Genomic DNA, 20,067 nt, shown 5'->3' with positions numbered 1-20,067 from the left:
CCAGCGTATCCCTCGCTCACTCCTTTTCCTGCAGTCCCCGGCGCACGAGTGCCATGTGGAGGTCGAGGCAGTCCTCGACGACGCGCCTGGCCACGGTCTCATCGTCGAGCCCCTCGGCGCCGGCGGCCCGCCCCTGCAGTGCCTGCTGCCCCAGGACGTGCTCGGCCAGACCGAGCTCGCGCTCGGCGGCACTCTTGAAGGGACGAAGGTGACGCACGTCGATCCCGGCCGCCACCAGGGCACCGGAGGCACGAGCCACCTCGAGATCGGCATGGCCGTAGTACTCGCTGCTCTTGGGGAGCAACCCGTAGGAGATGAGCTCCCGGAAGGTCGCCGTGTCGATGCGGGCGCCCTGCTGCAACTCCACCGCGGTGAGGCGAAGGGGGCGCGACCGCGCCGGGGGTGGCTCAAGACGGATGTGCTCCTGCGCCTGCTCCGGCGGGGCAGCGATGTCACCGTCGTCGTCGACGCTGAGACCCCGATCCATGGCGTCGAGTCGCTCACGGATGACCCGCAACGGCCAGAACCGGTCCCGCTGGGCAGCAAGCACGAAGCGCAGACGCTCGACGTCGGCCCGGGAGAACTTCCGGTACCCGGACGCGGTACGCGTGGGACTGATCAGTCCCACGGCTTCCAGATAGCGGACCTTGGAGATGGTGACATCGGGGAAGTCATCCTCGAGATGCGCGATGACGGCGCCGATCCCGATGCGCTCGTCGGGCACCGTCAGCTGGTCGCTGCGCTGGCGTAGTAGACGAGGCGGAACTTGCCGATCTGCACCTCGTCGCCCGTACGCAGCGCCGCCTGGTCGATCCGCTCCTTGTTCACGTAGGTCCCGTTGAGGGAGCCCACGTCGCGCACGCCGAAACCCTGATCCTCGCGCGAGAAGACCGCGTGCTTGCGCGAGACCGTGACGTCGTCGAGGAAGATGTCGCGGTCCGGTCCGCGACCGGTCGTGACCTCGGCGTCGTCGAGCAGGAAGCGAGCACCGGTGTTGGGGCCACGCAGGACGACCAGCAGAGCAGTCCCCGGGTGCAGCGCGTCCACCGTCGCCTGCTCCTCGCGGCTGAGGTGGTAGTCGGAGTCCGGCAGGTCGGCTGGCGCGCTGCTCTCGATCCCGGTGAATCGCTGAGTCGCCGGGTCCTGTCGTGCGGGCTGGTCGTTCTCGTTGCCGCTCATCCAGCGCTCCCTCCAGTCGTGTCTTGGGCCAAGCCTACGTGACCGGCCCCCCGTCGGGACCGGCCGGGAACAGATGCCGTCAGTCGATCTCGGCGCGGTAGGCCGCAGCGTCGAGCAGGCCGGAGGTGTCGGTCCCCTCGGCGAGCTCGAGCTCGTACATCCAGCCCTCGGCGTAGGGGGCGGTGTTGACCAGCTCCGGCGTCGCGTCCAACGCCTCGTTGACGGCGGTGACCGTACCGGCGAGGGGGGCGTACAGATCGCTGACGGACTTGGTGGACTCGACCTCTCCGCAGGAGTCCCCGACCGCGACCGTGTCACCGACCTCGGGGAGGCTGACGTACACCACATCTCCGAGCGCTTCCTGGGCGTAGTGGGTGATGCCCACACGCACCCGACCGGACTCCGTGGTCGCAACCCACTCGTGGTCGCTGCTGTACCTGAGGTCCTCGGGGTAGGTGGCGTCGCTCATCGTTCTCCTTCGTCGTCCCGGCTCACTTCAGGCCGTCCGTCGGCTCCGGGTGTGGCTGAGCGTAACGAGGCGATGAATTGGAGTGCAACGCCTCGACGTTGATCGACGAGAACTCGTGCACCGTCACCTCGCCACCCTTGCTGCGAACCGACTCGGTGACACCGCCGGGGATCTCCATGGCGGAGCTCATCGTCTGCGGGTCACCGATGACGACGAAGGTGTACGGCGGCTTGAGCGTCTGGCCGTCCACGACGATGCCCTCCTCGCCGTCCCGGAACCACGTGCTGGCGATGATCCGGGTGTCGCCGACCTGCATCGCCTCGGCGCCGGCGTCGCGCAGCTCCTGCACGGCGTCCAGCAGCGTCGCCGCGTCGACCTCCCCACCGTGGTCCTCGATGATCAGGGTGATCCCGGGTCCGGTCGCCCGCAGCGTGCCCGCGAGGATGCCGAGTGTGTCTGCGCGCTCCTTCGCGGCAGCGAGCGCCTCGGGCGAGTTGCCCTCGCTGTCGGCGAGGCGGTCCCGCGTCTCCTCGAGCTCGGCGATCTCGTCGTCGAGACGACTGCCGTTCTGGGTGACGTCGTCGAGGATGCGCACGAGCTCGTCCTGGCGCAGGTCCTCCAGGCCCTGTGCCTGCGTCTGCCGCACCTGGGTGGCCAGGGCGAAGCCCAGCAACGAGGCCAGCAGGAGCGCGAAGACGTTGGCCCGCGTCACGCGCGGCCGTGCCATCCGGTAGACCCGTCGCCATGAGACCTTCGTGCCGTTGTCCGCTGGGCCGCCCGAGGGCACCTTCGACCCCTTCGGGGGCACGTCGTCACCGCCCACCGGCGTCTGCGGGTCAGGCACCTCGCTGTCGGTCACGTCGTCGCTCATGCCCTGAAGAGGTGCCGCCGGATGGACGCCACGTTGGAGAAGATGCGTACGCCGAGGATGACGACGACGCCGGTCGACATCTGCGAGCCCACACCGAGCTGGTCGCCCAGGAAGACGATGAATGCGGCCACGAGCACGTTCGACAGGAAGCTGACGACGAAGACCTTGTCGTTGAAGATGCCGTCCAGCGTGGCCCTCACGGCGCCGAAGACGGCGTCGAGGGCGGCGATGACCGCGATCGGAAGGTATGGCTGCATCCACACGGGGACATCGGGCTGGAGGATGAGGCCGAGGACGATCCCGACCACCAGACCGAATGCGGGGATCATGGGGTCTCCTTCTTCCGGGGGGTCACCGCAGGCGGCGTCGCCCCCGGGGGGATGGCCGTCGCCGCGTGGGTGCGGATGTTGGTGGCGCTGGGCAGGTCGAGGTCGTTCTGCGTGGTCAGTGTGGTCAGGATGCCGTAGTTGTTGCGCAGACCGGTCAGGTAGGACCCGGCCGCGCTCTCGGCGAAGGTGGTCTGCATCTGCTCGGGGTCGCCGATCGCCTCGATCGTGTACGGACGGGTCAGCGGACGGAAGTTGACGAGGATCGCCTCGCCCGCGAAACGGATGGCGGTCCTGGACGTCAGCCGTTGCCCGTTGACGGCGATCGCCTCCGCCCCGGCGCTCCACAGGCCGTTGGTGATCAGCTGCAGGTCCTTGGAGCGGACCCGGCCCTCGTCGTTGAGCCCGGTGCGCGGGTCGCCGTCGGCACTGGTGCCGGCGCCGGGTGCGTCGTCGAGGGTGACGCGCAGGCCGGGCCCCTCGACGGGGACGAGTCCACTGGCGACACGGATCCCGACGTGTCGGTCTCCGGCGAGGTCGGGGTCGAGCAGGGCCGTGGCCGTGCTGATCTGCGTCCGCAGCTCCCGGATCCGCTCGTCGTGGCCATCGACCTCCTCCTGCCGGTCCTCGATCTGCTCGATCAGCTGTGCACGCGCATCGCCACGTGCCCCGTCGTCGCCCCGCAGATTGGCTGTGCTCACGCCGATCATCAGGCCGATGACGAGCACCCAGGCGATCAGCATGGGGCGCCGCGTCCCGCTGGACCGCGGTAGCCCGGCCGCTTCCCGCCTCTCGGCAGCAGCGGCGTAGCCGGGGTCCAGCGGACGCTCGAGCATCGAGGTGATCAGCGTCATCGAGGCGTCCGCTCGACGACCGGGCGGGGACACCCCCTTCGTCCCGACGTCGTCCGGCGCGCTGTCGTCGACGGGAGGGGTCGGCTCGTCAGGTCGCACGAGAGGCCCCTCTCCCCCGCCGGGGGGCCCTCGCGGACCACCCGGACCACTCGTACGTGCGCACCTGCCCAGACTAGGTGGTGGTCGGCGGTGGAAGAGTGAGGACATGCATCGTCATGTCCTCATCCACGACGAGTCCACCTGTCGACGGCGCACCAGCATCAAGTGGCAGCACTACGACCCGGACGTCCTGCCGTTGTGGGTCGCCGAGATGGACGTCCTGCCCGCACCGCCCATCGCCGACGAGATCCGACGGGTCGTCGCCGACGGGGACCTCGGCTATCCCGTCGCGGGTCCCTACCTCGAAGCGGTGGCCCGGTGGTACGCCCGATGGTCCACGCCGACGGACCCCTCCCGGATGGCGTTGGTCACCGATGCCATGAGTGGGGTCAAGGGGGCGATCATCGCGATGACGGATCCCGGGGACCCCGTCTACATCACAGTGCCGGTCTACCCGCCGTTCCACTCCGTGGTGGCGGGGAACGGCAGGCAGAGGGTCCCCGTCGCCCTGACCGCCGACGGCCGTCTGGACGTGCCGGCACTGGAGGCGGCGTTCGCCTCCGCCCCCGGTCGCGGCGCCGTCCTGCTGTCCAATCCGCACAACCCCACCGGCACCGTCCCCACCGTGGAGGAGCTGACCGACCTGGCCCGTGCCGCCGAGCGGTACGGCGTGGCGATCATCAGCGACGAGGTCCATGCGCCGCTCGTCTTGCCCGGGGCCCAGTTCACCCCGGTCCTGTCGATCCCGCAGGCGGCCGGGGCGCTGAGCGTCATCTCGCCGGCGAAGGGGTGGAATCTCGCCGGTCTCAAGGCCGCGGCGGTCGTGGGCGGGCCCGGCGCGTCCGCAGCGATCGGTCGGGTCCCCGCGGACCTGGCCTACACCGCGAGCCACGTGGCCGTACGAGCACACATCGCGGCGATGGACGAGGGCCAGGGCTGGCTGGCCGACCTGGTCTCGGACCTTGCTGCGAACCGGTCCCTCCTCGGCGGTCTGATGGCGCACCACCTGCCGGACGTGCGCTGGCGCCCGGGGCAGGCGACCTACCTCGCGTGGCTGGACTGTCGGCCGCTCGGGCTCGGCGACGACCCGGCGGACCACTTCGTCCGACACGGACGCGTCGCCCTGAACTCGGGCCTGCCCTTCGGGGCGGGTCGCGGCCACGCCCGCCTGAACTTCGCCGCCTCGCCGGAGGTGCTCGTCGAGGCCGTGCGCAGGATGGGGCACGGCCTCGACCAGCGGACGGCCCGGTGAATGCCCACCCGGCCGGCTGCGTGGCCTGTCTCACGATCGGTCGAATTCGGCTGGCGCGCGGTGGCTTTCGTCATGGCGGCCGGGCATCGACTTGATCTGTGCGCAGGTCACGTTAGGTTGAAACAGGTGACCCCCGACGCAGCAGAAGACCAGAAGCCCTCCGACGAGCCCCTCTTCGTCCTGCGCCAGCCGACCATCTCGGACGGTGGCGCCATGTGGCGCGTGGCCAAGGACTCCCAGACGCTCGATCTCAACACCTCCTACGCCTACCTGTTGTGGGCGCGGGACTTCGCCACGACGAGCGTCGTGGCCGTGCGTGACGAGGAGGTCGTCGGGTTCGTGAGCGGTTACATCCGTCCCGACGCACCACACACCCTGATGGTGTGGCAGGTTGCCGTCGACGCCCAGCAGCGCGGGCACGGACTGGCCGGCCGGATGCTCGACCACCTCGCCGACACCGTGCCGGGCATGACCACGCTCGAGACGACGATCACCGACGACAACGCCGCCTCCCGTGCGCTGTTCGCTGCCTTCGCCCGCAGGCGCGACGCGAGCCACCAGGAGGCCGACCTCTTCGTGCGCGAGCACTTCCCCGACGAGGGACACGAGCCGGAGGTGCTGCACCGCATCGGACCGTTCTGACCCCCACCCCGACGACTTCCCCACTCCCGAGCCTCTGACGAGGAAGGACCTTCCATGAGCAACCCCGCCACCGACATCTTCACCACACGCGAGTCCGAGGTGCGCAGCTACTGCCGCAACTGGCCCGTCGTGTTCAACACCGCGAAGGGCCCGTACCAGTACACCGAGGACGGAGAGCGCTACACCGACTTCTTCTCCGGTGCCGGTGCCCTCAACTACGGGCACAACAACGACATCCTCAAGGACGTCCTCCTGGAGTACATCTCCGGCGACGGCGTCACCCACTCGATGGACATGTACACCAAGGCCAAGCGTGAGTTCCTCGAGACCTTCACCGACCTGATCCTCACCCCGCGGGGCATGAACCACAAGATCCAGTTCCCCGGCCCCACCGGTACCAACGCCGTCGAGACCGCGCTGAAGACCGCCCGCAAGGCAACCGGTCGCGAGGACATCGTCTCCTTCACCAATGCCTTCCACGGCATGACGTTGGGCTCCCTGGCCGTGACTGGGAACGCCTTCAAGCGCAGCGGGGCCGGCACCCCCCTCTACCACGCGACGGCTGCCCCGTACGACGACTACATCGACGGCGAGACGTCCGACTTCGCCTGGCTCAAGCGCATCTGGGCCGACAGCAGCTCCGGCCACAGCCGTCCCGCCGCGGTCATCGTCGAGACCGTGCAGGGCGAGGGCGGTCTCAACGCCGCACGTGGCCAGTGGCTCAAGGAGCTGCAGGAGCTCTGCCGCGAGCACGAGGTGCTGCTGATCGTCGACGACGTCCAGGCCGGCTGCGGCCGCACCGGCAAGTTCTTCTCCTTCGAGGACTTCGGCCTCGACCCGGACATCATCACCCTGAGCAAGTCCATCTCGGGCTACGGTCTCCCGATGGCACTGACGCTGATCAAGCCGGAGATCGACGACTGGGAGCCCGGCGAGCACAACGGCACCTTCCGCGGGCACAACCCGGCCTTCGTCACCGGCGCGAAGGCGCTGCGCACGTACTGGGCCGATGACGAGCTCGAGAAGAACATCGCCGCGCGGTCCGAGCAGCTGCACACACGTCTCGAGGTCATCGCCGGGCTGGCGGAAGGCAGCGCGGTCCGTGGACGCGGTCTGCTCTCCGGTGTCGCCTTCGCCGACCTCGACGCCGCCGACAAGATCGCCGCGGCCGCGTTCCAGCGCAAGCTGCTCATCGAGACCTCGGGCTCCTCCGACGAGGTCATCAAGATCATGCCGCCGTTGACCATCACCGAAGATCAGTTCGCCGACGGCCTGGACCTGCTCGAGGACGCTGCACGCGAGGTCCTGGGCGCCCCCGCCCGAGCCGGCGCCTGAGTTCCATCCCCACCACCACTACCGAAGGAGGATCCACATGAAGGTTGTGAACGTCAACGACCTCGACGGCACCGAGTACGACGTCGTCCACGGCAACTGGCAGAGCCGCCGCATGGTCCTGGCCAAGGACAAGGTCGGCTTCAGCTTCCACATCACCATCCTCAAGGCCGGCACGTCGTCCGACTTCTGGTACGCCAACCACGTCGAGGCCGTGTACGTCTACCAGGGCAAGGGGACGCTGACCGACCGCGACACCGGCGAGACGTACCCGCTCGAGCCGGGCGTGATGTACCTGCTCGACGACGCGGACAAGCACACCGTGACCGTCGAGGAGGACATCCACTGCGCGTGCGTGTTCAACCCGCCGGTCACGGGCCGAGAGGTCCACGACGAGAACGGCGTCTACCCGGTCCTCACGGAGGACTGATCACGACGTGATGGCGAAGGGGGCGAACCGGCCGGTTCGCCCCCGTCGCCGTCCGTACCGACCGTGGTTCAGTGGTTCAGTGGTTCCGCAGAGCCTCGATCAACTCGGCCTTGTCCATCCTCGAGCGGCCCTCGATGTCGAGCTCCCGGGCCCGCTCCTTCAGGTCGTCGACCGTCCAGTCGTCGTAGGAGCCGGACTCGCCGCCCTTCCGGCCGACGTCCGACCTGGACGAGGCAGCCGCGGCATTGGCGATCCGGGCCGCCTTCTCCTTGCTGTCTCCCTCGTCCCGCAGCTCCTCGTAGAGCTCGTCGTCCTTGACGCTGGGTCCGGGCTTGTCCTCGGGCATCGTGGTGACCGTCCTTCCGGTGGGTGCAGGAGCGTCCTACCCACACCGAGCCGGGCCATGCACTCGCCTCCACGGGGCCCAGGGGTTACCCACTCCTGGTGAGGTGACGAACCGGCGCCGTCCGTGGTCTCCCGGTACCCACGTCGTGCCGTGACCCGCCCCGCACCACGCCGCCCGGTGCCACGTCGCTGCCTCCACCCGCGAGCACCAACCCCTACACTCGCCCTGTGACCGCCCCCACAACGCAATCCCGCACTCCCCGGAGGTCGTGCTCCACATGACCGATCCCGAGACCTCCTCGAAAAGCAGTCTTGCCCCGCACGAGTTGTGGAGGGGGGTACGCGAGAGCGCCCGCAGCGATGCCTTCGGCGGCGGGTTGCTGCTCGCTGCCACGGTCTTCGCCCTCGTCTGTGCCAACACTCCCGCCGTCGACATGTACGAGGCCCTGCGGGACACCAAGATCGGCCCGGCGGCACTCCACCTCGACCTGTCCGTGGGGCAGTGGGCAGCCGACGGGCTGCTGGCGATCTTCTTCTTCGTCGTCGGTCTGGAGCTGAAGGAGGAGTTCGTCGCCGGGAAGTTGCGGGACCCCAAGACCGCAGCACTGCCGATCGCCGCCGCCGTCGGCGGGGTGGTCGTCCCGGCGGTGATCTACACCCTCATCGCCAGATCCAGCAGTGGCGAGGCGCTCCAGGGATGGGCGATCCCGACGGCCACCGACATCGCCTTCGCCGTCGCGGTCCTGGCCGTCGTCGCACGTGGTCTCCCGTCCGCCCTGCGGGTCTTCCTGCTCACCCTGGCGATCGTCGACGACCTCATTGCGATCACGATCATCGCGGTCTTCTACGCCCAGGGGTTGCAGCTGCAGTGGTTGCTTCTCGCTCTTGTCCCCCTGGCCCTCTTCACGGTCCTCGTCCAGCGCGGGGTGCTCACCTGGTGGCTCCTGGCGCCCTTGGGAGCGGCGACCTGGGCCCTGGTGCACCTCTCCGGGGTCCACGCCACCGTCGCCGGAGTCCTCCTCGGCTTCACCGTCCCGGTGGTGGCCACGGCACGAGCCCGGGTGAGCACCACCACGACCGAGGACGGGGAGCCGATCTACAACGGATTCACTGCCTACCTGGCTGACCAGTGGGGCATCTTCTCCACCCTGGTCGCCGTCCCGGTCTTCGCCTTCTTCTCGGCGGGCGTCACGGTGGGGGGCCTCGAGGGGATGTCCAAGGCGTTGGCGGACCCGATCACCCTAGGCATCATCGTGGGACTCGTCGTCGGCAAGCCGGTCGGCATCGTCGGGACCAGTTTCGTGCTCAGCCGGTTGCCGTCCTTCCAGCTGGATCCGTCCCTGCGGTGGCCGGAAATGGTCGGGATGGGTTTCGTCGCCGGTGTCGGCTTCACGGTCTCGCTCCTCGTGGGAGAGCTCGCCTTCGGCAGCTCCAGCGTCGCCGACGAACACGTGAAGATCGGCGTCCTCATGGGCTCCTTCGTCGCTGCTGTCTTCGGTGCCGTCATCCTCGGCGTCCGCGGCCGCCAGCTGAAATCAGCAACCTCGCAGACCGAGACCGCCGGCTCCTGAGCAGGCGACGCCGCCGACGTAGGGGGCGTCGTGTCCACATCGGGTGGACCCCCCCGTCAGCGGCCTCGTGAACCCATCAGAAGACGGGCTTGCCGCCGGTGACCCCCAGGACCGTGCCGGAGACGTAGCCGGCCTCGGCCGGTGAGGCTAGGAAGACGAAGGCGCCGGCGACCTCGCCGGGCTGCCCGGCTCGTCCGAGGGGTGTGTCCGCGCCGAAGGCCTTGATCTTGTCCTCGGGTTGCGTGGCCGGCTGCAGAGGGGTCCAGATCGGGCCGGGGGCGACGGCGTTGACCCGGATCCCACGCTGCCCCACCTCGGCCGCCAGGTTGACGGTGAAGTTGTTGATCGCTGCCTTGGTCGACGCATAGTCCAGTAGCGCCGGTGAGGGCTCGAATGCCTGGATGGAGCTGGTGTTGATGATGCACGCGCCACGCGTGAGGTGCTTCAGGGCTGCCCGGGTCATCCAGAAGAGCGCGTAGAGGTTGGTCTTGAACACCCGGTCCAGGCGCTCGTCGGAGATGTCCTCGATGCCGTGGTCGCGAGCCATCTGCACCCCTGCGTTGTTCACGAGGACGTCCATGCCACCCAGACCGGAGACGGCCTTCTCGACCACCTCTGCGCAGGTGTGCTGGTTCTGCAGGTCACCCGGGCACAGGACGACCGCACGGCTGGCCCGGCGGACCCACGCCGCCGTCGTCTCCGCGTCGTCCTGCTCCTCCGGTAGGTACGAGAGAGCGACGTCGGCACCCTCCCGGGCGAAGGCGATGGCCACGGCTCGGCCGATCCCGGAGTCACCGCCGGTGATCAGTGCCCGCATCCCCCGGAGCCGACCGGTACCCACCCAGGTCTCCTCGCCGTGGTCCGGGACGGGCTCCATCCGATCGGTCGAGCCCGGCAGCTGCTGTTGCTGGGCGGGGAAGCCGCCGTCCTCACCGGTCGCCATCGCCGCGGCCTTCGTGCTGAGGGTGGACTCGTTCATGGCTTGCCTCCTGCTGCTGTCCGAGGGCGCTGCTGCACCGATCTACCCGCTCGGCAGGGAGGAGAAACCGGCTGCTGATCCGCCCTACCCGACCTGCAGGTCTCGAGCGGGTCACAGGTGGAGCACAACGGGCGCCGTGGCCGTCTGCGGGTGCTAGCGTGCCGGCACCAACATGGCCGGGGAAGGGTCACGCCGGCAACGATGCCGGCAGGACCCTCGGCAGTCTGTCTAAGGAGAACGTATGCGTGTGAGCATGCGCACGAAGACGCTCAGTGTCACAGCGGCTGCGCTGCTGGTGCTATCGGCCTGCGGTGGGGGCGGTGATGGAGACGGCGGCGGTTCGGGCGGCGATGGCGGGTCGAGTGAACCCCTGAAGCTCGGTTACGTGCTCCCGGAGACCGGACAGCTCGCCTTCCTCGGGCCGCCCCAGATCCAGGCGTCCAAGTACGCCATCAGCCAGATCAACGATGCCGGCGGCGTCCTGGGGCAGGACATCCCTGAGCTCGTCAGCGGTGACGAGGCCGATACGGCGGCCATCGCCTCCCAGTCCGCCGAGCGCGTGCTGAACGCGGACGTGGACGCCATCATCGGGGCAGCCGCATCGGGCATGTCCTTGGCGATCATCGACAAGATCACCGGATCGCAGGTCGTGCAGTGCTCCGGCTCCAACACGGCGCCGACCTTCACCGGCTACCAGGACGACGGGTACTACTTCCGCACCGCACCCTCGGATGCGATGCAGGGTCCGGTGCTGGCCGAGACGATCATCGGTGACGGGTACAGCAACGTCGCGCTGGTCGGTCGCGCCGACGACTACGGCAAGGGTCTGGTGGACGCCACAGCCGAGGCGCTCGAGAGCTCCGGTGCGACGATCGCCACCAAGGAGATGTACGACCCGAAGGCGACCAACTTCGACGCCGTCGTCCAGAAGGTTGTCGGCGCGAAGCCGGATGCGGTCGTGCTGGTTGCCTTCGAGGAGGGCAAGCAGATTTTGTCCGGCCTGGTGGAGTCGGGTCTGACCACCGACAAGGTCGGCCTCTACGGCGCGGACGGGCTGCGCAGCGAGGAGCTGCCGGAACTGGTGAACAAGAAGGACCCCAGCGTCCTGTCCGGCATGAAGGGGACCGCACCGGCGTCCGCGGCCAACGAGGCCTTCCTGAAGGGCCTGAAGGAGTTCGCACCGGACCTGGAGGAGACGCAGTTCGCGCCGCAGGTGTTCGACTGCGTCAACATCATCGCGTTGGCTGCCGAGCAGGCGGACAGCACCGACCCGACCGACTTCAAGGACGAGGTCGACGGGGTGACCAAGGACGGTGAGGAGTGCTCCTCCTTCGAGGACTGCAAGGCGCTCATCGAGGACGGCACCGACATCAACTACCAGGGCGCCAGCGGCCCCCTGGACTTCACCGATGACGGAGAGCCGGGCGCGGCCTCGATCGAGGTCTACACCTTCAACGACAAGGGCGATCTCAAGACCGTCAAGGTCCAGGAAGTCTCCCCGGAGTGAGTCCACGCAGCCGCGGGCTGCATCTCGAAGGGCCCGACCGCATCGTGCGGTCGGGCCCTTCGCCCGTTGTGGGTACGAGCGGTTGGATGTTGCTCAGATGCGCGCGAGTGTCCCGAGATAGAGCTCGATGACCTTCGGGTCGTGGAGCAGCTCCTGCCCCGTCCCCGTGTACGCGTTCTGGCCCTGGTCGAGGACGTAGGCCCGGTCGGAGATCTCCAGGCAGTTCGTGGCGTTCTGCTCGACCATCAGGATGGAGACACCGGAGCGGTTGATCGTCAGCACCGACTCGAAGACGGCGTCCTGCATCATCGGCGAGAGACCTGCCGAAGGCTCGTCCAGGAGGAGCACCGCCGGGCCGGTCATCAGGGCGCGCCCCATGGCGACCACCTGTCGTTCGCCACCCGAGAGCGAGCTGCACTTCTGGTTCCTCCGCTCGGACAGCAGCGGGAAGATCTCGCTCACCTCGGTGAATCGCGTACCGAACTCCTTGGGCCGCAGGTACATGCCCATCTCGAGATTCTCCCCGACGGTCAGGGACGGGAAGACGTTGTTGTTCTGCGGGACGTACCCGATCCCCTCGGAGACCATGGCGTGCGCCGGCAAGGACGTGATGTCCTTCTCGGCCAGCAGCACCTTGCCACCGGTCACGGGCACCAGACCGAACATGGCCTTGATCAGGGTCGACTTCCCGGCGCCGTTGGGTCCGATGACCCCGACGAGCTCGCCCTGGTCGACGCGGGCATTGCACCCGCGCAGGATGTCGACGCCGGGGATGTACCCGGCCACGAGGTCGACCGCGGTCAGAACCGTCGGCCGGGGGGCATCGCTGTCATCCATCGTCGGTCTCCTTCTCGTCCCGTACCTGGGGCAGGCTTCGGTGTGCCCCGAGGTAGGCGTCGATGACGGCGCTGTCCCGTCGGATGTCATCGGGGCGTCCCTCTGCGATGAGTCTGCCCTGGGCGAAGGTGGTCACCCAGTCGCTGATCCCCATCACGACGTCCATGTCGTGCTCGACGAGGACGATGGTCATCCCCTCGTCCCGCAGGGCCTGGATGTGACCGAGCAGTGACTGGGTCAGTGCCGGGTTCACACCTGCCATGGGCTCGTCGAGCATGATCATCGTCGGCTCGACCATCAGGGCACGGGCCATCTCCAGCAGCTTGCGCTGGCCACCGGACATGGTCCCGGCGAACTCGTCGCGCATGTGGGACAGGTTGAAGCGCTCGAGCAGCTCATCGGCCCGCACGCCGATCGTGGCCTCCTGCGACCTCCACGGGAACCTCAGCAGAGCGGGGATGAAGCGCTCCCCCACCTGCTGGGTGGCCCCGAGCATGAGGTTCTCGCGTGCGGTGAGCCGGGTCAGGGCCTTCGTCAGCTGGAAGGTGCGGACCATCCCCCGCCGCGCCACCCGGTGGGCGGGAAGCTTCGAGACGTCCGAGCCCTGGAAGCTCCAGGTTCCGCCGTCCGGCGAGTCGAACCCGGAGACGACGTTGAAGAACGTCGACTTCCCGGCCCCGTTGGGGCCGATGAGTGAGGTGATCGTGCCCCTCTGGATCTCGAGGTGGTCGACATCGACCGCCGTCAGCCCGCCGAATCTGCGCACGACGTCGTCGGCGACGAAGATAGCGTCAGGCTTGGCGACCCCCGGCTCCGGACGCACGTCCACGAGCTGGGCGGCCCCCACGGTCGGTGCATCATTCATCGTCGGATCCCCCTTCGGCCCGTCTGCGGCGCCGTGTTCCCGGTCATCGGACATCGAGCCTCAGCTCCTTCTGGTCTCCGAGGATCCCGGCTGGTCGGTACACCATCAGCAGGACCAGCCCGAGGCCGACGAGGAGGAACCGGGCGGCGCCGACGTCGCCGCTGTCGAGGACGCTCGAGGGGATGAGACCGGAGGCCGTCGCGTTGCGCAGGAACGCGTCGAAGAAGGTGACGATGAACCAGAAGAGGATCGACCCCAGCACCGGACCCATCACCCGGCTCGCTCCGCCGAGGATGACGATGGTGTAGAGGTAGAAGGTCACCTTCGGGTCGTAGCTGTCCGGTTGGACCGACTGGGCACTGATCGCCATGAGGACTCCGGCAAGGCCACCCAGGGCGCCGCCGAGCACGAGGCTCTGCAGCTTGAAGCTGTAGGCGCTCTTGCCCAGGCTGCGGGCCGCGAGCTCGTCCTCGCGCACGGAGCGCAGCACGCGCCCCCAGGGACTGCTGATGAGCAGCTTGACCATGATGCAGCCCAGCGCGACCAGACCCCACCCCACCGTCATCACCCACATCGAGCGGTGATCGAAGGTGACCTGACCGAAACCGTAGGACCCCTCGGCCCAGGGGTTGATGGCGAAGAACTCGCCGGCGAACTGGCGCAGGCCGTAGACACCGCCGGTGAGCGGCTCGAGTGTGCTCGACCGGTAGAAGTAGCGCAGCACCTCGGCCGCGGCGATGGTGGCGATCGCCAGGTAGTCGCCCCGTAGTCGCAGGGTCGGCAGCCCCAGGATGAGGGCGAGGACGACCGCGCAGGCGATGCCCACGAGCACTCCGACCCACATCGACCACCCGAAGGTGGCCACCGAGACGGCGACGCCGTAGGCCCCGACGAGCATGAAGCCCACCTGACCGAAGTTGAGCAGGCCGGTGTACCCGAAGTGGATGTTGAGCCCGATCGCGGACAGGGCGAAGATCGCCGCCTCGGGTCCGAACATTCCGCGAACGGCGTTGCCGATGATGCTGGGCCAGTCCATTTCTCTCCTTGACTCGCCGGTCTAACCGACGCGCTCGGCCCGACCAAGGATCCCTTGGGGGCGCACGAGCAGGACGATGATGAGAGCCAGTAGCGCCCAGGCGTTCTGCAGCTCGGTGGGGAACCAGAGCGTCGACAGCTGGGCCACGAGACCGACGACCAGACTTCCGACCACGGCGCCGAAGGCACTCCCGAGGCCACCGAGGATCACACCGGCGAACATCAGCAGCAGCAGGTTGAACCCCATGTCCCAGTAGACGGCGGTGGTCAGTCCGTAGAAGACGCCACCGAGCGCGGCCAGCCCACCACCGAGGATCCACACGAAGAGGATCACTCGGTTGACGTCGATGCCCGATGACTCGGCCAGATCACGGTTGTCGGAGACGGCGCGCATGGCCTTGCCGATGCGCGTGCGCTGGAGCATCAGCCCGACGCCGATGATGACGAGGACCGCGATGATCGTCACCGTGAGGTCCCGGGGCGTGATCGAGACCGGACCGATGTCGATCTCCGTCTGCAGCGCGTACTGGTCGTACTGCTGACGTCTGCCGCCGTAGAGGACCAGGAGCAGGTGCCGCAGGAAGAGCGAGACACCGATCGAGATGATGAACATCTGGATCAGACCGGTGCCCTTCAGCCGCAACGGCCGCCACAACCCGCGTTCGAGCGCGGCACCCGCGCCTCCGCCGATGATGATGGCGAGGACGGCAGCCAGGACGAGGGGGAGGTCGAAGGCCCCGGCGGAGAAGAAGAAGGCAGCGATGGCACCGAGGGTGACCAGTTCCCCGTGCGCGAAGTTGATCAGTCCGGTCGTCCCGAAGACGAGTGACAGCCCCACCGAGGTGATGGCGATGATCGTGCCGTACTTCACCCCTTCGACGACGAGCTGGAGGAAGCGGCCGGTGAACCCGCTACCGCTGGTGCCGGACGAGCCGGACGCTGCCTGGTCCGGGTCCGATGTCCCCTCGTCACCTGATGGCGTCGCAGACGTCGTCGGTGTTGCTGACTCCTGCTGGTCACCGCTGGCGATGAGCGCGAAGATCACGGTCGAGTCCCGGCCGGACCTGACCTGCACCTCGGGGAGCTCATCGCCCCCCTTCTCGCGTGTCTTCAGGCCCTTGGGCAGCGTGTCGAGATCCAGGGCGACCGAGTAGGTGGCCGGCTCGGGCACCTCGATGCGCCACTCCCCCTCGGCGTCCGTGGTCGCGGTCCCGACCTCGCTCCCGTCAGCGGAGGCGGTCAACGTGACGCCCTCCACGGGCTCGCGATCCGGCCCCCGCAGGGTGCCGGTGATCCCCACGCCGGTCGGCTCGTCGGCAACGAGCGAGGCCGTGGTCAGACCGGTGCTCGCCCACGCAGCGGGCGCAACCAAGAGGGTGAAGAGCAGCGCCGCAAAGGCCACCGCAAGGCGCGTTCGCACGTGCTGTCCTCCGGAAACATCGTTGTTCGTGACGGTGTGGAGCGTAGCGTCACAGCAGGAGATCTGGTGCCCGGATGCTGGACAGTCACCTGACTGTGACCTTACTCGGCGATTTCCCCGTCCCGGCACGAGAACGCCCTCGATCTGCAGGTGCAGATCGAGGGCGGATCGGTCGGGCTGACAGTGTTTAGGTTCACGACATCGTTGACAGGTTAGGTCGTGGCGGGTGTCGATGACCGGTGATGGGTGAGTCGGGTCATCGTTGACAGATTCAGGTCGGTGATCGTTGACCGGTGAGTCGGGTCATCGTTGACGCTCGCGCGGCGCGGACGATTGGTGATGAACTCTCGTGAGAAGAATCAGGTGATCGTGCGGTCGGTGCTGGATCAGGGGTTGACGGTCGCGCAGGCCGCGGCGCGGTTCGGGGTCACGCGTCAGTGGGTGCACACGCTGGTGACTCGGTACCGGGCCGATGGCCCGCAAGGACTGGCACCGCGCAGCAAGGCACCGAAGTCACGACCGGGGACCACGAGTCAGGCGGTGCACGGGCGGATTGTCCAGTTGCGTCGTCAGCTCCACGCCGACGGCGCGGACGCCGGCCCGGAAACCATTGCTTGGCACCTGCGCGATGAGGGGTTGATGGCGCCGTCGACCTCCACGATCCGGCGGATCCTGCACGCTGAGGGGTTGGTGGTCCCGGAGCCGAAGAAGCGCCCGAAGTCCTCCTACATCCGCTTCGAGGCAGACCTGCCCAACGGGTGCTGGCAGGCCGACATCACCTACTGCTTCCTCGCTGATGGCACCCGCGTGGACGTCTTGGACTTCCTGGACGACCACTCCCGCTACCTGCTGTTCCTGCGTGCCGCATCTGCCTACAGCGGGCCCATGGTCGTGGCCGCACTGCAAGAACTGATCGACACCCACGGCGTACCGGCCTCGACCCTGACCGACAACGGGCTGGTCTTCACCGCTCGCCTGGCCGGCCGCACGGGTGGCCGCAATGGCTTCGAGAAGCTCCTGCAAGCCCACCACATCGAGCAGAAGAACGGGCACCCCGGCCACCCGCAGACCCAGGGCAAGATCGAACGCTTCCACCAGACCCTCAAGAAGTGGCTACGCCCCCGACCGGCACCGTCCACCACCACCGAATTGCAAGCCCTCCTGGACGAGTTCGCCCACTGGTACAACCACCAACGCCCGCACCGCTCCATCGGCCGACGCACCCCCGCGACCGCCTACACCGCACAGACCAAAGCCACTCCCGCCACCCCAGCGCATGACCCCGAATGGCGCACCCGCACGGACAAAATCGCCGCCGCCGGGACCGTGTCCCTGCGCTACGCCGGAAAGATGCGTCACCTGGGCCTCGGACGCGCCCTGGCAGGCCAACCCGTGCTCCTACTCATCCACGATGACCACGTGATCACCAGCCACGCAGAAACCGCAGAAATCCTGGCCGAACACCACATCGACCCCACCCGCGACTACCAACCAGCCACCCGACCACCCACCTGATCGTTGACACCGATGAGTCGCGACATCGACGACAAGCCCCGCGAACCTACAAAAAAGTCCTGAGTCGCGACACCGTGTAAACGATGTCGCGACTCAGGACACCGGTCGGGCTGACAGGATTTGAACCTGCGACCCCGTGACCCCCAGTCACGTGCGCTACCAAACTGCGCCACAGCCCGTGGCTGCTCCGTCAGGAGCCACGTCACCTTATCCCACGCGTGCCACGCCGTCCCAATCGACCCGCAGGGTGTCCGGGACGCCCACTGCCGCAGCGTCGCTCACCGCCGACGGCGCTTCTCCCGCACCCTCACCGAGATCTCGATCGGGCTGCCCTCGAAGCCGAACTCCTCACGCAGTCGCCGCTCCAGGAAGCGGCGGTAGCCGGCCTCGAGGAAGCCCGAGGTGAAGATGACGAATCGGGGCGGGCGGGTGGACGCCTGGGTCGCGAAGAGGATCCGCGGTTGCTTGCCGCCGCGCACGGGGTGCGGATGACCGGCCACGATCTCGCCGAGGACCCCGTTGAGCCGGGAGGTCGGGATGCGGCGGTCCCACGACTGCAGGGCCGTGTCCAGCGCGGGCGTCAGCTTGTCGACGTGGCGACCGGTCAGGGCGGAGACGTTCACGCGCGGTGCCCAGGTGACGCGGACGAGCTCCCGGTCGATCTCCTTCTCGAGGTAGTAGCGTCGCTCCTCGTCGAGCAGGTCCCACTTGTTGTAGGCGATGACCAGAGCACGGCCGGTCTCGACCACCTGACTGATGATGCGCAGGTCCTGCTCGGTGATCGACTCGTGGGTGTCGATGAGCACGACCGCGACCTCCGCCTTCTCCAGCGCCGCCTGGGTGCGCAGCGAGGCGTAGAAGTCGGCGCCCCGCGTCTGGTGGACGCGTCGTCGGATCCCCGCGGTGTCGACGAAGTTCCACGGCCGGCCGCCGAGCTCGATGATCTCGTCGACGGGGTCACGGGTGGTCCCCGCGACGTCGTCGACGACGACCCGTTCCTCCCCCGCCAGGCGATTGAGCAGACTGGACTTGCCCACGTTCGGGCGGCCCACGAGGGCCACTCGGCGGGGTCCTCCCGGCAGGGGCGCGCGGCCCGTGGCCGAGACCTGCGGCAGCACGTCGAGCACGGCGTCCAGGACGTCACCACTGCCCCGGCCGTGCAGCGCGGACAAGGGCATCGGCTCGCCGAGTCCGAGGTTCCACAGGGCAGCGGCATCGGCCTCGAAGCGCTGGTCGTCGACCTTGTTGGCGACGAGCACGACCGGCTTGCCGGAGCGACGCAGCAACTTCACGACCGCCTCGTCGTCATCGGTGGCACCGACGATCGCGTCGACGACGAAGAGGACCACGTCGGCCATCTCGATCGCGACCTCGGCCTGCTCGGCCACCCGCAGGTGGATCCCCTCGACACCGATCTCCCAGCCGCCCGTGTCGAGCAGCGTGAAGTCGCGACCGGCCCACTCCGCGTCATAGGCCACACGATCGCGGGTGACACCCGGGGTGTCCTCCACGACGGCCTCGCGGCGCCGCAGGATGCGGTTGACCAGGGTCGACTTGCCGACATTGGGCCGCCCGATGATCGCGACGACGGGACGGGGACCGGTGGGCGCGTCGTCGGTCGACTCCTGGAAGCCGTCGATGAGCGCCCGGTCCTCCGGCGTCAGCTCGAAGTCGTCCAGACCTGCGCGCAGGACGCGGTCGATGCCCTGGGCATGCTGATCGTGGTCAGCGTCGGTCGGCTCGGGGGTGGTGTCCACGGTGCTCCTGGTGAAATCGGTGGGAATGCCCATTGTCGCAGTCATCGCGAGGATGACCGGATGCGTGGGCGTCAGCCCGCACGGGCGGCGCGGACCACGGTCAGCACCGCCTCGACCGAGCCGTCGAAGTCCAGGTCCGAGGTGTCGACGACGACCACCCCGTCGGCGGCGACGGTGAACTGCGAGACGGTCGAGTCGTCCCGGTCCCGCCGCACGACCTGGTCGCGCGTGGCGGCGATCGCGGCCTCGTCACTGGCGCCGTGCACCTCGAGCGAGCGGCGACGCAGTCGGGCCTCCTCACTCGCGGTGAGCAGGATGCGCACGGGAGCCTCGGGAGCGACGACGGTGGTGATGTCACGACCCTCGGCGACGCAGGCGCCCCGGCGCGCCGCGATGTCCTCGATGAGGGCCCTCTGGCGTCGCTGCATCTCGGTGCGCACCGCCGGCACGGTGGCCACGCGCGAGACCTGCGATGAGATCCCACTGCTGCGGATCTCCTCGCCGACATCGCGCCCCCCGACGTGCACCGTGGGTGCCCTCGGGTCGTCACCGATCTCCAGCGGCAGTGACCAGGCTGCCGCGCTGATCGCCTCGGGGTCCTGCAGGTCGACCTCGTCGTGCAGGCACCACCAGGTCAGTGCCCGGTACATCGCCCCGGTGTCCAGGTAGCCGGCGCCGACGGTGCCGGCGACGGCCCTCGAGACACTCGACTTACCGGATCCGGAGGGTCCGTCGACGGCGATGACGAAGGGGGTGGGCTGGCTGGTCACGAGGGGTCAGCC

General features: G+C 68.4%; 21 protein-coding genes and 1 tRNA gene. 7 read left to right on the top strand and 15 right to left on the bottom strand.

Annotated features, from left to right (window positions below; all coding sequences use genetic code 11):
* Positions 1 to 16 precede the first annotated feature (16 nt).
* The 6 genes from V1351_RS08030 to V1351_RS08005 all read right to left on the bottom strand — a co-directional run bounded on the left by V1351_RS08030 (position 17) and on the right by V1351_RS08005 (position 3,798).
* Positions 17 to 724, bottom strand: coding sequence for a MerR family transcriptional regulator (locus V1351_RS08030; RefSeq protein WP_338752411.1), 708 nt, complete (start codon positions 722 to 724; stop codon positions 17 to 19).
* A gap of 2 nt (positions 725 to 726) precedes the next feature.
* On the bottom strand, positions 727 to 1,179 hold the full coding sequence (locus V1351_RS08025) for an FHA domain-containing protein (protein ID WP_338752409.1): 453 nt from the start codon (positions 1,177 to 1,179) through the stop codon (positions 727 to 729).
* A 79-nt stretch (positions 1,180 to 1,258) separates the two neighbouring features.
* Complete coding sequence (gene gcvH, locus V1351_RS08020) at positions 1,259 to 1,648, bottom strand: glycine cleavage system protein GcvH (protein ID WP_338752407.1); 390 nt, start codon at positions 1,646 to 1,648, stop codon at positions 1,259 to 1,261.
* A gap of 22 nt (positions 1,649 to 1,670) precedes the next feature.
* Positions 1,671 to 2,519: a DUF881 domain-containing protein gene (locus V1351_RS08015; RefSeq protein ID WP_338752405.1), complete on the bottom strand. Its 849-nt coding sequence runs from the start codon at positions 2,517 to 2,519 to the stop codon at positions 1,671 to 1,673.
* Complete coding sequence (locus V1351_RS08010; protein WP_338752403.1) at positions 2,516 to 2,848, bottom strand: small basic family protein; 333 nt, start codon at positions 2,846 to 2,848, stop codon at positions 2,516 to 2,518. The genes V1351_RS08015 and V1351_RS08010 overlap by 4 nt, the downstream gene beginning before the upstream one ends.
* Entirely contained in the window at positions 2,845 to 3,798 is a 954-nt protein-coding gene (locus V1351_RS08005; RefSeq protein ID WP_338752402.1) for a DUF881 domain-containing protein, read from the bottom strand. Before V1351_RS08005 ends, V1351_RS08010 begins: the two co-directional genes overlap by 4 nt.
* A 106-nt stretch (positions 3,799 to 3,904) precedes the next feature.
* Here V1351_RS08005 and V1351_RS08000 point away from each other — a divergent pair, with 106 nt between their 5' ends.
* The 4 genes from V1351_RS08000 (at position 3,905) to V1351_RS07985 (ending at position 7,454) form a co-directional block, all read left to right on the top strand.
* Positions 3,905 to 5,050, top strand: a complete 1,146-nt coding sequence (locus V1351_RS08000) for a MalY/PatB family protein (RefSeq protein WP_338752400.1) — start codon at positions 3,905 to 3,907, stop codon at positions 5,048 to 5,050.
* Positions 5,051 to 5,263: 213 nt separating this feature from the next.
* Positions 5,264 to 5,692, top strand: a complete 429-nt coding sequence (ectA, locus tag V1351_RS07995) for a diaminobutyrate acetyltransferase (RefSeq protein ID WP_422389027.1) — start codon at positions 5,264 to 5,266, stop codon at positions 5,690 to 5,692.
* Between the two features lie 54 nt (positions 5,693 to 5,746).
* Positions 5,747 to 7,027 carry a diaminobutyrate--2-oxoglutarate transaminase gene (ectB, locus tag V1351_RS07990; protein ID WP_338752396.1) on the top strand — a complete coding sequence of 427 codons (1,281 nt, stop codon included), beginning with the start codon at positions 5,747 to 5,749 and terminating at the stop codon, positions 7,025 to 7,027.
* Positions 7,028 to 7,064: 37 nt separating this feature from the next.
* Positions 7,065 to 7,454 carry an ectoine synthase gene (locus V1351_RS07985; RefSeq protein ID WP_185989705.1) on the top strand — a complete coding sequence of 130 codons (390 nt, stop codon included), beginning with the start codon at positions 7,065 to 7,067 and terminating at the stop codon, positions 7,452 to 7,454.
* A gap of 76 nt (positions 7,455 to 7,530) precedes the next feature.
* On the opposite strand, the gene V1351_RS07980 is transcribed toward V1351_RS07985, so the two are convergent.
* The gene (locus tag V1351_RS07980) at positions 7,531 to 7,800 is read right to left on the bottom strand and encodes a DUF7218 family protein (RefSeq protein ID WP_338752392.1); all 270 of its coding nucleotides are present in this window, start codon (positions 7,798 to 7,800) and stop codon (positions 7,531 to 7,533) included.
* Positions 7,801 to 8,077: 277 nt separating this feature from the next.
* Here V1351_RS07980 and nhaA point away from each other — a divergent pair, with 277 nt between their 5' ends.
* Positions 8,078 to 9,370: a Na+/H+ antiporter NhaA gene (gene nhaA, locus V1351_RS07975; RefSeq protein WP_338752390.1), complete on the top strand. Its 1,293-nt coding sequence runs from the start codon at positions 8,078 to 8,080 to the stop codon at positions 9,368 to 9,370.
* Positions 9,371 to 9,446: 76 nt separating this feature from the next.
* Here the strand turns inward: nhaA and V1351_RS07970 are convergent, their stop codons facing one another.
* A complete protein-coding gene (locus V1351_RS07970; protein WP_338752388.1) occupies positions 9,447 to 10,349 on the bottom strand; it encodes an SDR family oxidoreductase in 903 nt (300 codons plus the stop codon).
* A gap of 253 nt (positions 10,350 to 10,602) precedes the next feature.
* On the opposite strand from V1351_RS07970, the gene V1351_RS07965 reads away from it, so the two are divergent.
* Positions 10,603 to 11,856 carry an ABC transporter substrate-binding protein gene (locus tag V1351_RS07965; RefSeq protein ID WP_338752483.1) on the top strand — a complete coding sequence of 418 codons (1,254 nt, stop codon included), beginning with the start codon at positions 10,603 to 10,605 and terminating at the stop codon, positions 11,854 to 11,856.
* A 93-nt stretch (positions 11,857 to 11,949) separates the two neighbouring features.
* Here the strand turns inward: V1351_RS07965 and V1351_RS07960 are convergent, their stop codons facing one another.
* Genes V1351_RS07960 through V1351_RS07945 form a run of 4 tightly spaced genes read right to left on the bottom strand, consistent with a single transcriptional unit; the run spans position 11,950 to position 16,013 of the window.
* On the bottom strand, positions 11,950 to 12,693 hold the full coding sequence (locus V1351_RS07960; RefSeq protein WP_338752386.1) for an ABC transporter ATP-binding protein: 744 nt from the start codon (positions 12,691 to 12,693) through the stop codon (positions 11,950 to 11,952).
* Complete coding sequence (locus tag V1351_RS07955) at positions 12,686 to 13,558, bottom strand: ABC transporter ATP-binding protein (protein ID WP_338752384.1); 873 nt, start codon at positions 13,556 to 13,558, stop codon at positions 12,686 to 12,688. Before V1351_RS07955 ends, V1351_RS07960 begins: the two co-directional genes overlap by 8 nt.
* A 43-nt stretch (positions 13,559 to 13,601) precedes the next feature.
* Positions 13,602 to 14,594: a branched-chain amino acid ABC transporter permease gene (locus V1351_RS07950; RefSeq protein WP_338752382.1), complete on the bottom strand. Its 993-nt coding sequence runs from the start codon at positions 14,592 to 14,594 to the stop codon at positions 13,602 to 13,604.
* A 21-nt stretch (positions 14,595 to 14,615) separates the two neighbouring features.
* Positions 14,616 to 16,013 (bottom strand): branched-chain amino acid ABC transporter permease, encoded by a 1,398-nt coding sequence (locus V1351_RS07945; RefSeq protein WP_338752380.1) that lies wholly within the window; start codon positions 16,011 to 16,013, stop codon positions 14,616 to 14,618.
* Between the two features lie 339 nt (positions 16,014 to 16,352).
* On the opposite strand from V1351_RS07945, the gene V1351_RS07940 reads away from it, so the two are divergent.
* Positions 16,353 to 17,528: an IS481 family transposase gene (locus V1351_RS07940; protein ID WP_338750181.1), complete on the top strand. Its 1,176-nt coding sequence runs from the start codon at positions 16,353 to 16,355 to the stop codon at positions 17,526 to 17,528.
* A 105-nt stretch (positions 17,529 to 17,633) separates the two neighbouring features.
* Here V1351_RS07940 and V1351_RS07935 read toward each other — a convergent pair.
* The 3 genes from V1351_RS07935 to cmk form a co-directional block, all read right to left on the bottom strand.
* Positions 17,634 to 17,707: transfer RNA gene (locus V1351_RS07935), tRNA-Pro, on the bottom strand.
* A gap of 99 nt (positions 17,708 to 17,806) precedes the next feature.
* Complete coding sequence (gene der, locus V1351_RS07930) at positions 17,807 to 19,318, bottom strand: ribosome biogenesis GTPase Der (protein WP_422389026.1); 1,512 nt, start codon at positions 19,316 to 19,318, stop codon at positions 17,807 to 17,809.
* Positions 19,319 to 19,356: 38 nt separating this feature from the next.
* Positions 19,357 to 20,055, bottom strand: coding sequence for a (d)CMP kinase (gene cmk, locus V1351_RS07925; protein WP_338752376.1), 699 nt, complete (start codon positions 20,053 to 20,055; stop codon positions 19,357 to 19,359).
* Positions 20,056 to 20,067: the final 12 nt, after the last annotated feature.

This window comes from Janibacter sp. A1S7 (assembly GCF_037198315.1).
GTDB lineage: Bacteria > Actinomycetota > Actinomycetes > Actinomycetales > Dermatophilaceae > Janibacter > Janibacter alittae.
Note: the sequence above shows the minus strand (reverse complement) of the source record. Positions and strands in the feature narration are given on the sequence as shown.

Excerpts from the sequence above, each read along its gene's own strand:
- V1351_RS08025 (WP_338752409.1), bottom strand. The coding sequence starts at position 1,179 with ATGAGCGGCAACGAGAACGACCAGCCCGCACGACAGGACCCGGCGACT.
- gcvH (WP_338752407.1), bottom strand. The coding sequence starts at position 1,648 with ATGAGCGACGCCACCTACCCCGAGGACCTCAGGTACAGCAGCGACCAC.
- V1351_RS08015 (WP_338752405.1), bottom strand. The coding sequence starts at position 2,519 with ATGAGCGACGACGTGACCGACAGCGAGGTGCCTGACCCGCAGACGCCG.
- V1351_RS08010 (WP_338752403.1), bottom strand. The coding sequence starts at position 2,848 with ATGATCCCCGCATTCGGTCTGGTGGTCGGGATCGTCCTCGGCCTCATC.
- V1351_RS08000 (WP_338752400.1), top strand. The coding sequence starts at position 3,905 with ATGCATCGTCATGTCCTCATCCACGACGAGTCCACCTGTCGACGGCGC.
- ectA (WP_422389027.1), top strand. The coding sequence starts at position 5,264 with ATGTGGCGCGTGGCCAAGGACTCCCAGACGCTCGATCTCAACACCTCC.
- ectB (WP_338752396.1), top strand. The coding sequence starts at position 5,747 with ATGAGCAACCCCGCCACCGACATCTTCACCACACGCGAGTCCGAGGTG.
- V1351_RS07985 (WP_185989705.1), top strand. The coding sequence starts at position 7,065 with ATGAAGGTTGTGAACGTCAACGACCTCGACGGCACCGAGTACGACGTC.
- V1351_RS07980 (WP_338752392.1), bottom strand. The coding sequence starts at position 7,800 with ATGCCCGAGGACAAGCCCGGACCCAGCGTCAAGGACGACGAGCTCTAC.
- nhaA (WP_338752390.1), top strand. The coding sequence starts at position 8,078 with ATGACCGATCCCGAGACCTCCTCGAAAAGCAGTCTTGCCCCGCACGAG.
- V1351_RS07970 (WP_338752388.1), bottom strand. The coding sequence starts at position 10,349 with ATGAACGAGTCCACCCTCAGCACGAAGGCCGCGGCGATGGCGACCGGT.
- V1351_RS07965 (WP_338752483.1), top strand. The coding sequence starts at position 10,603 with ATGCGCACGAAGACGCTCAGTGTCACAGCGGCTGCGCTGCTGGTGCTA.
- V1351_RS07960 (WP_338752386.1), bottom strand. The coding sequence starts at position 12,693 with ATGGATGACAGCGATGCCCCCCGGCCGACGGTTCTGACCGCGGTCGAC.
- V1351_RS07955 (WP_338752384.1), bottom strand. The coding sequence starts at position 13,558 with ATGAATGATGCACCGACCGTGGGGGCCGCCCAGCTCGTGGACGTGCGT.
- V1351_RS07950 (WP_338752382.1), bottom strand. The coding sequence starts at position 14,594 with ATGGACTGGCCCAGCATCATCGGCAACGCCGTTCGCGGAATGTTCGGA.
- V1351_RS07940 (WP_338750181.1), top strand. The coding sequence starts at position 16,353 with ATGAACTCTCGTGAGAAGAATCAGGTGATCGTGCGGTCGGTGCTGGAT.
- der (WP_422389026.1), bottom strand. The coding sequence starts at position 19,318 with ATGGGCATTCCCACCGATTTCACCAGGAGCACCGTGGACACCACCCCC.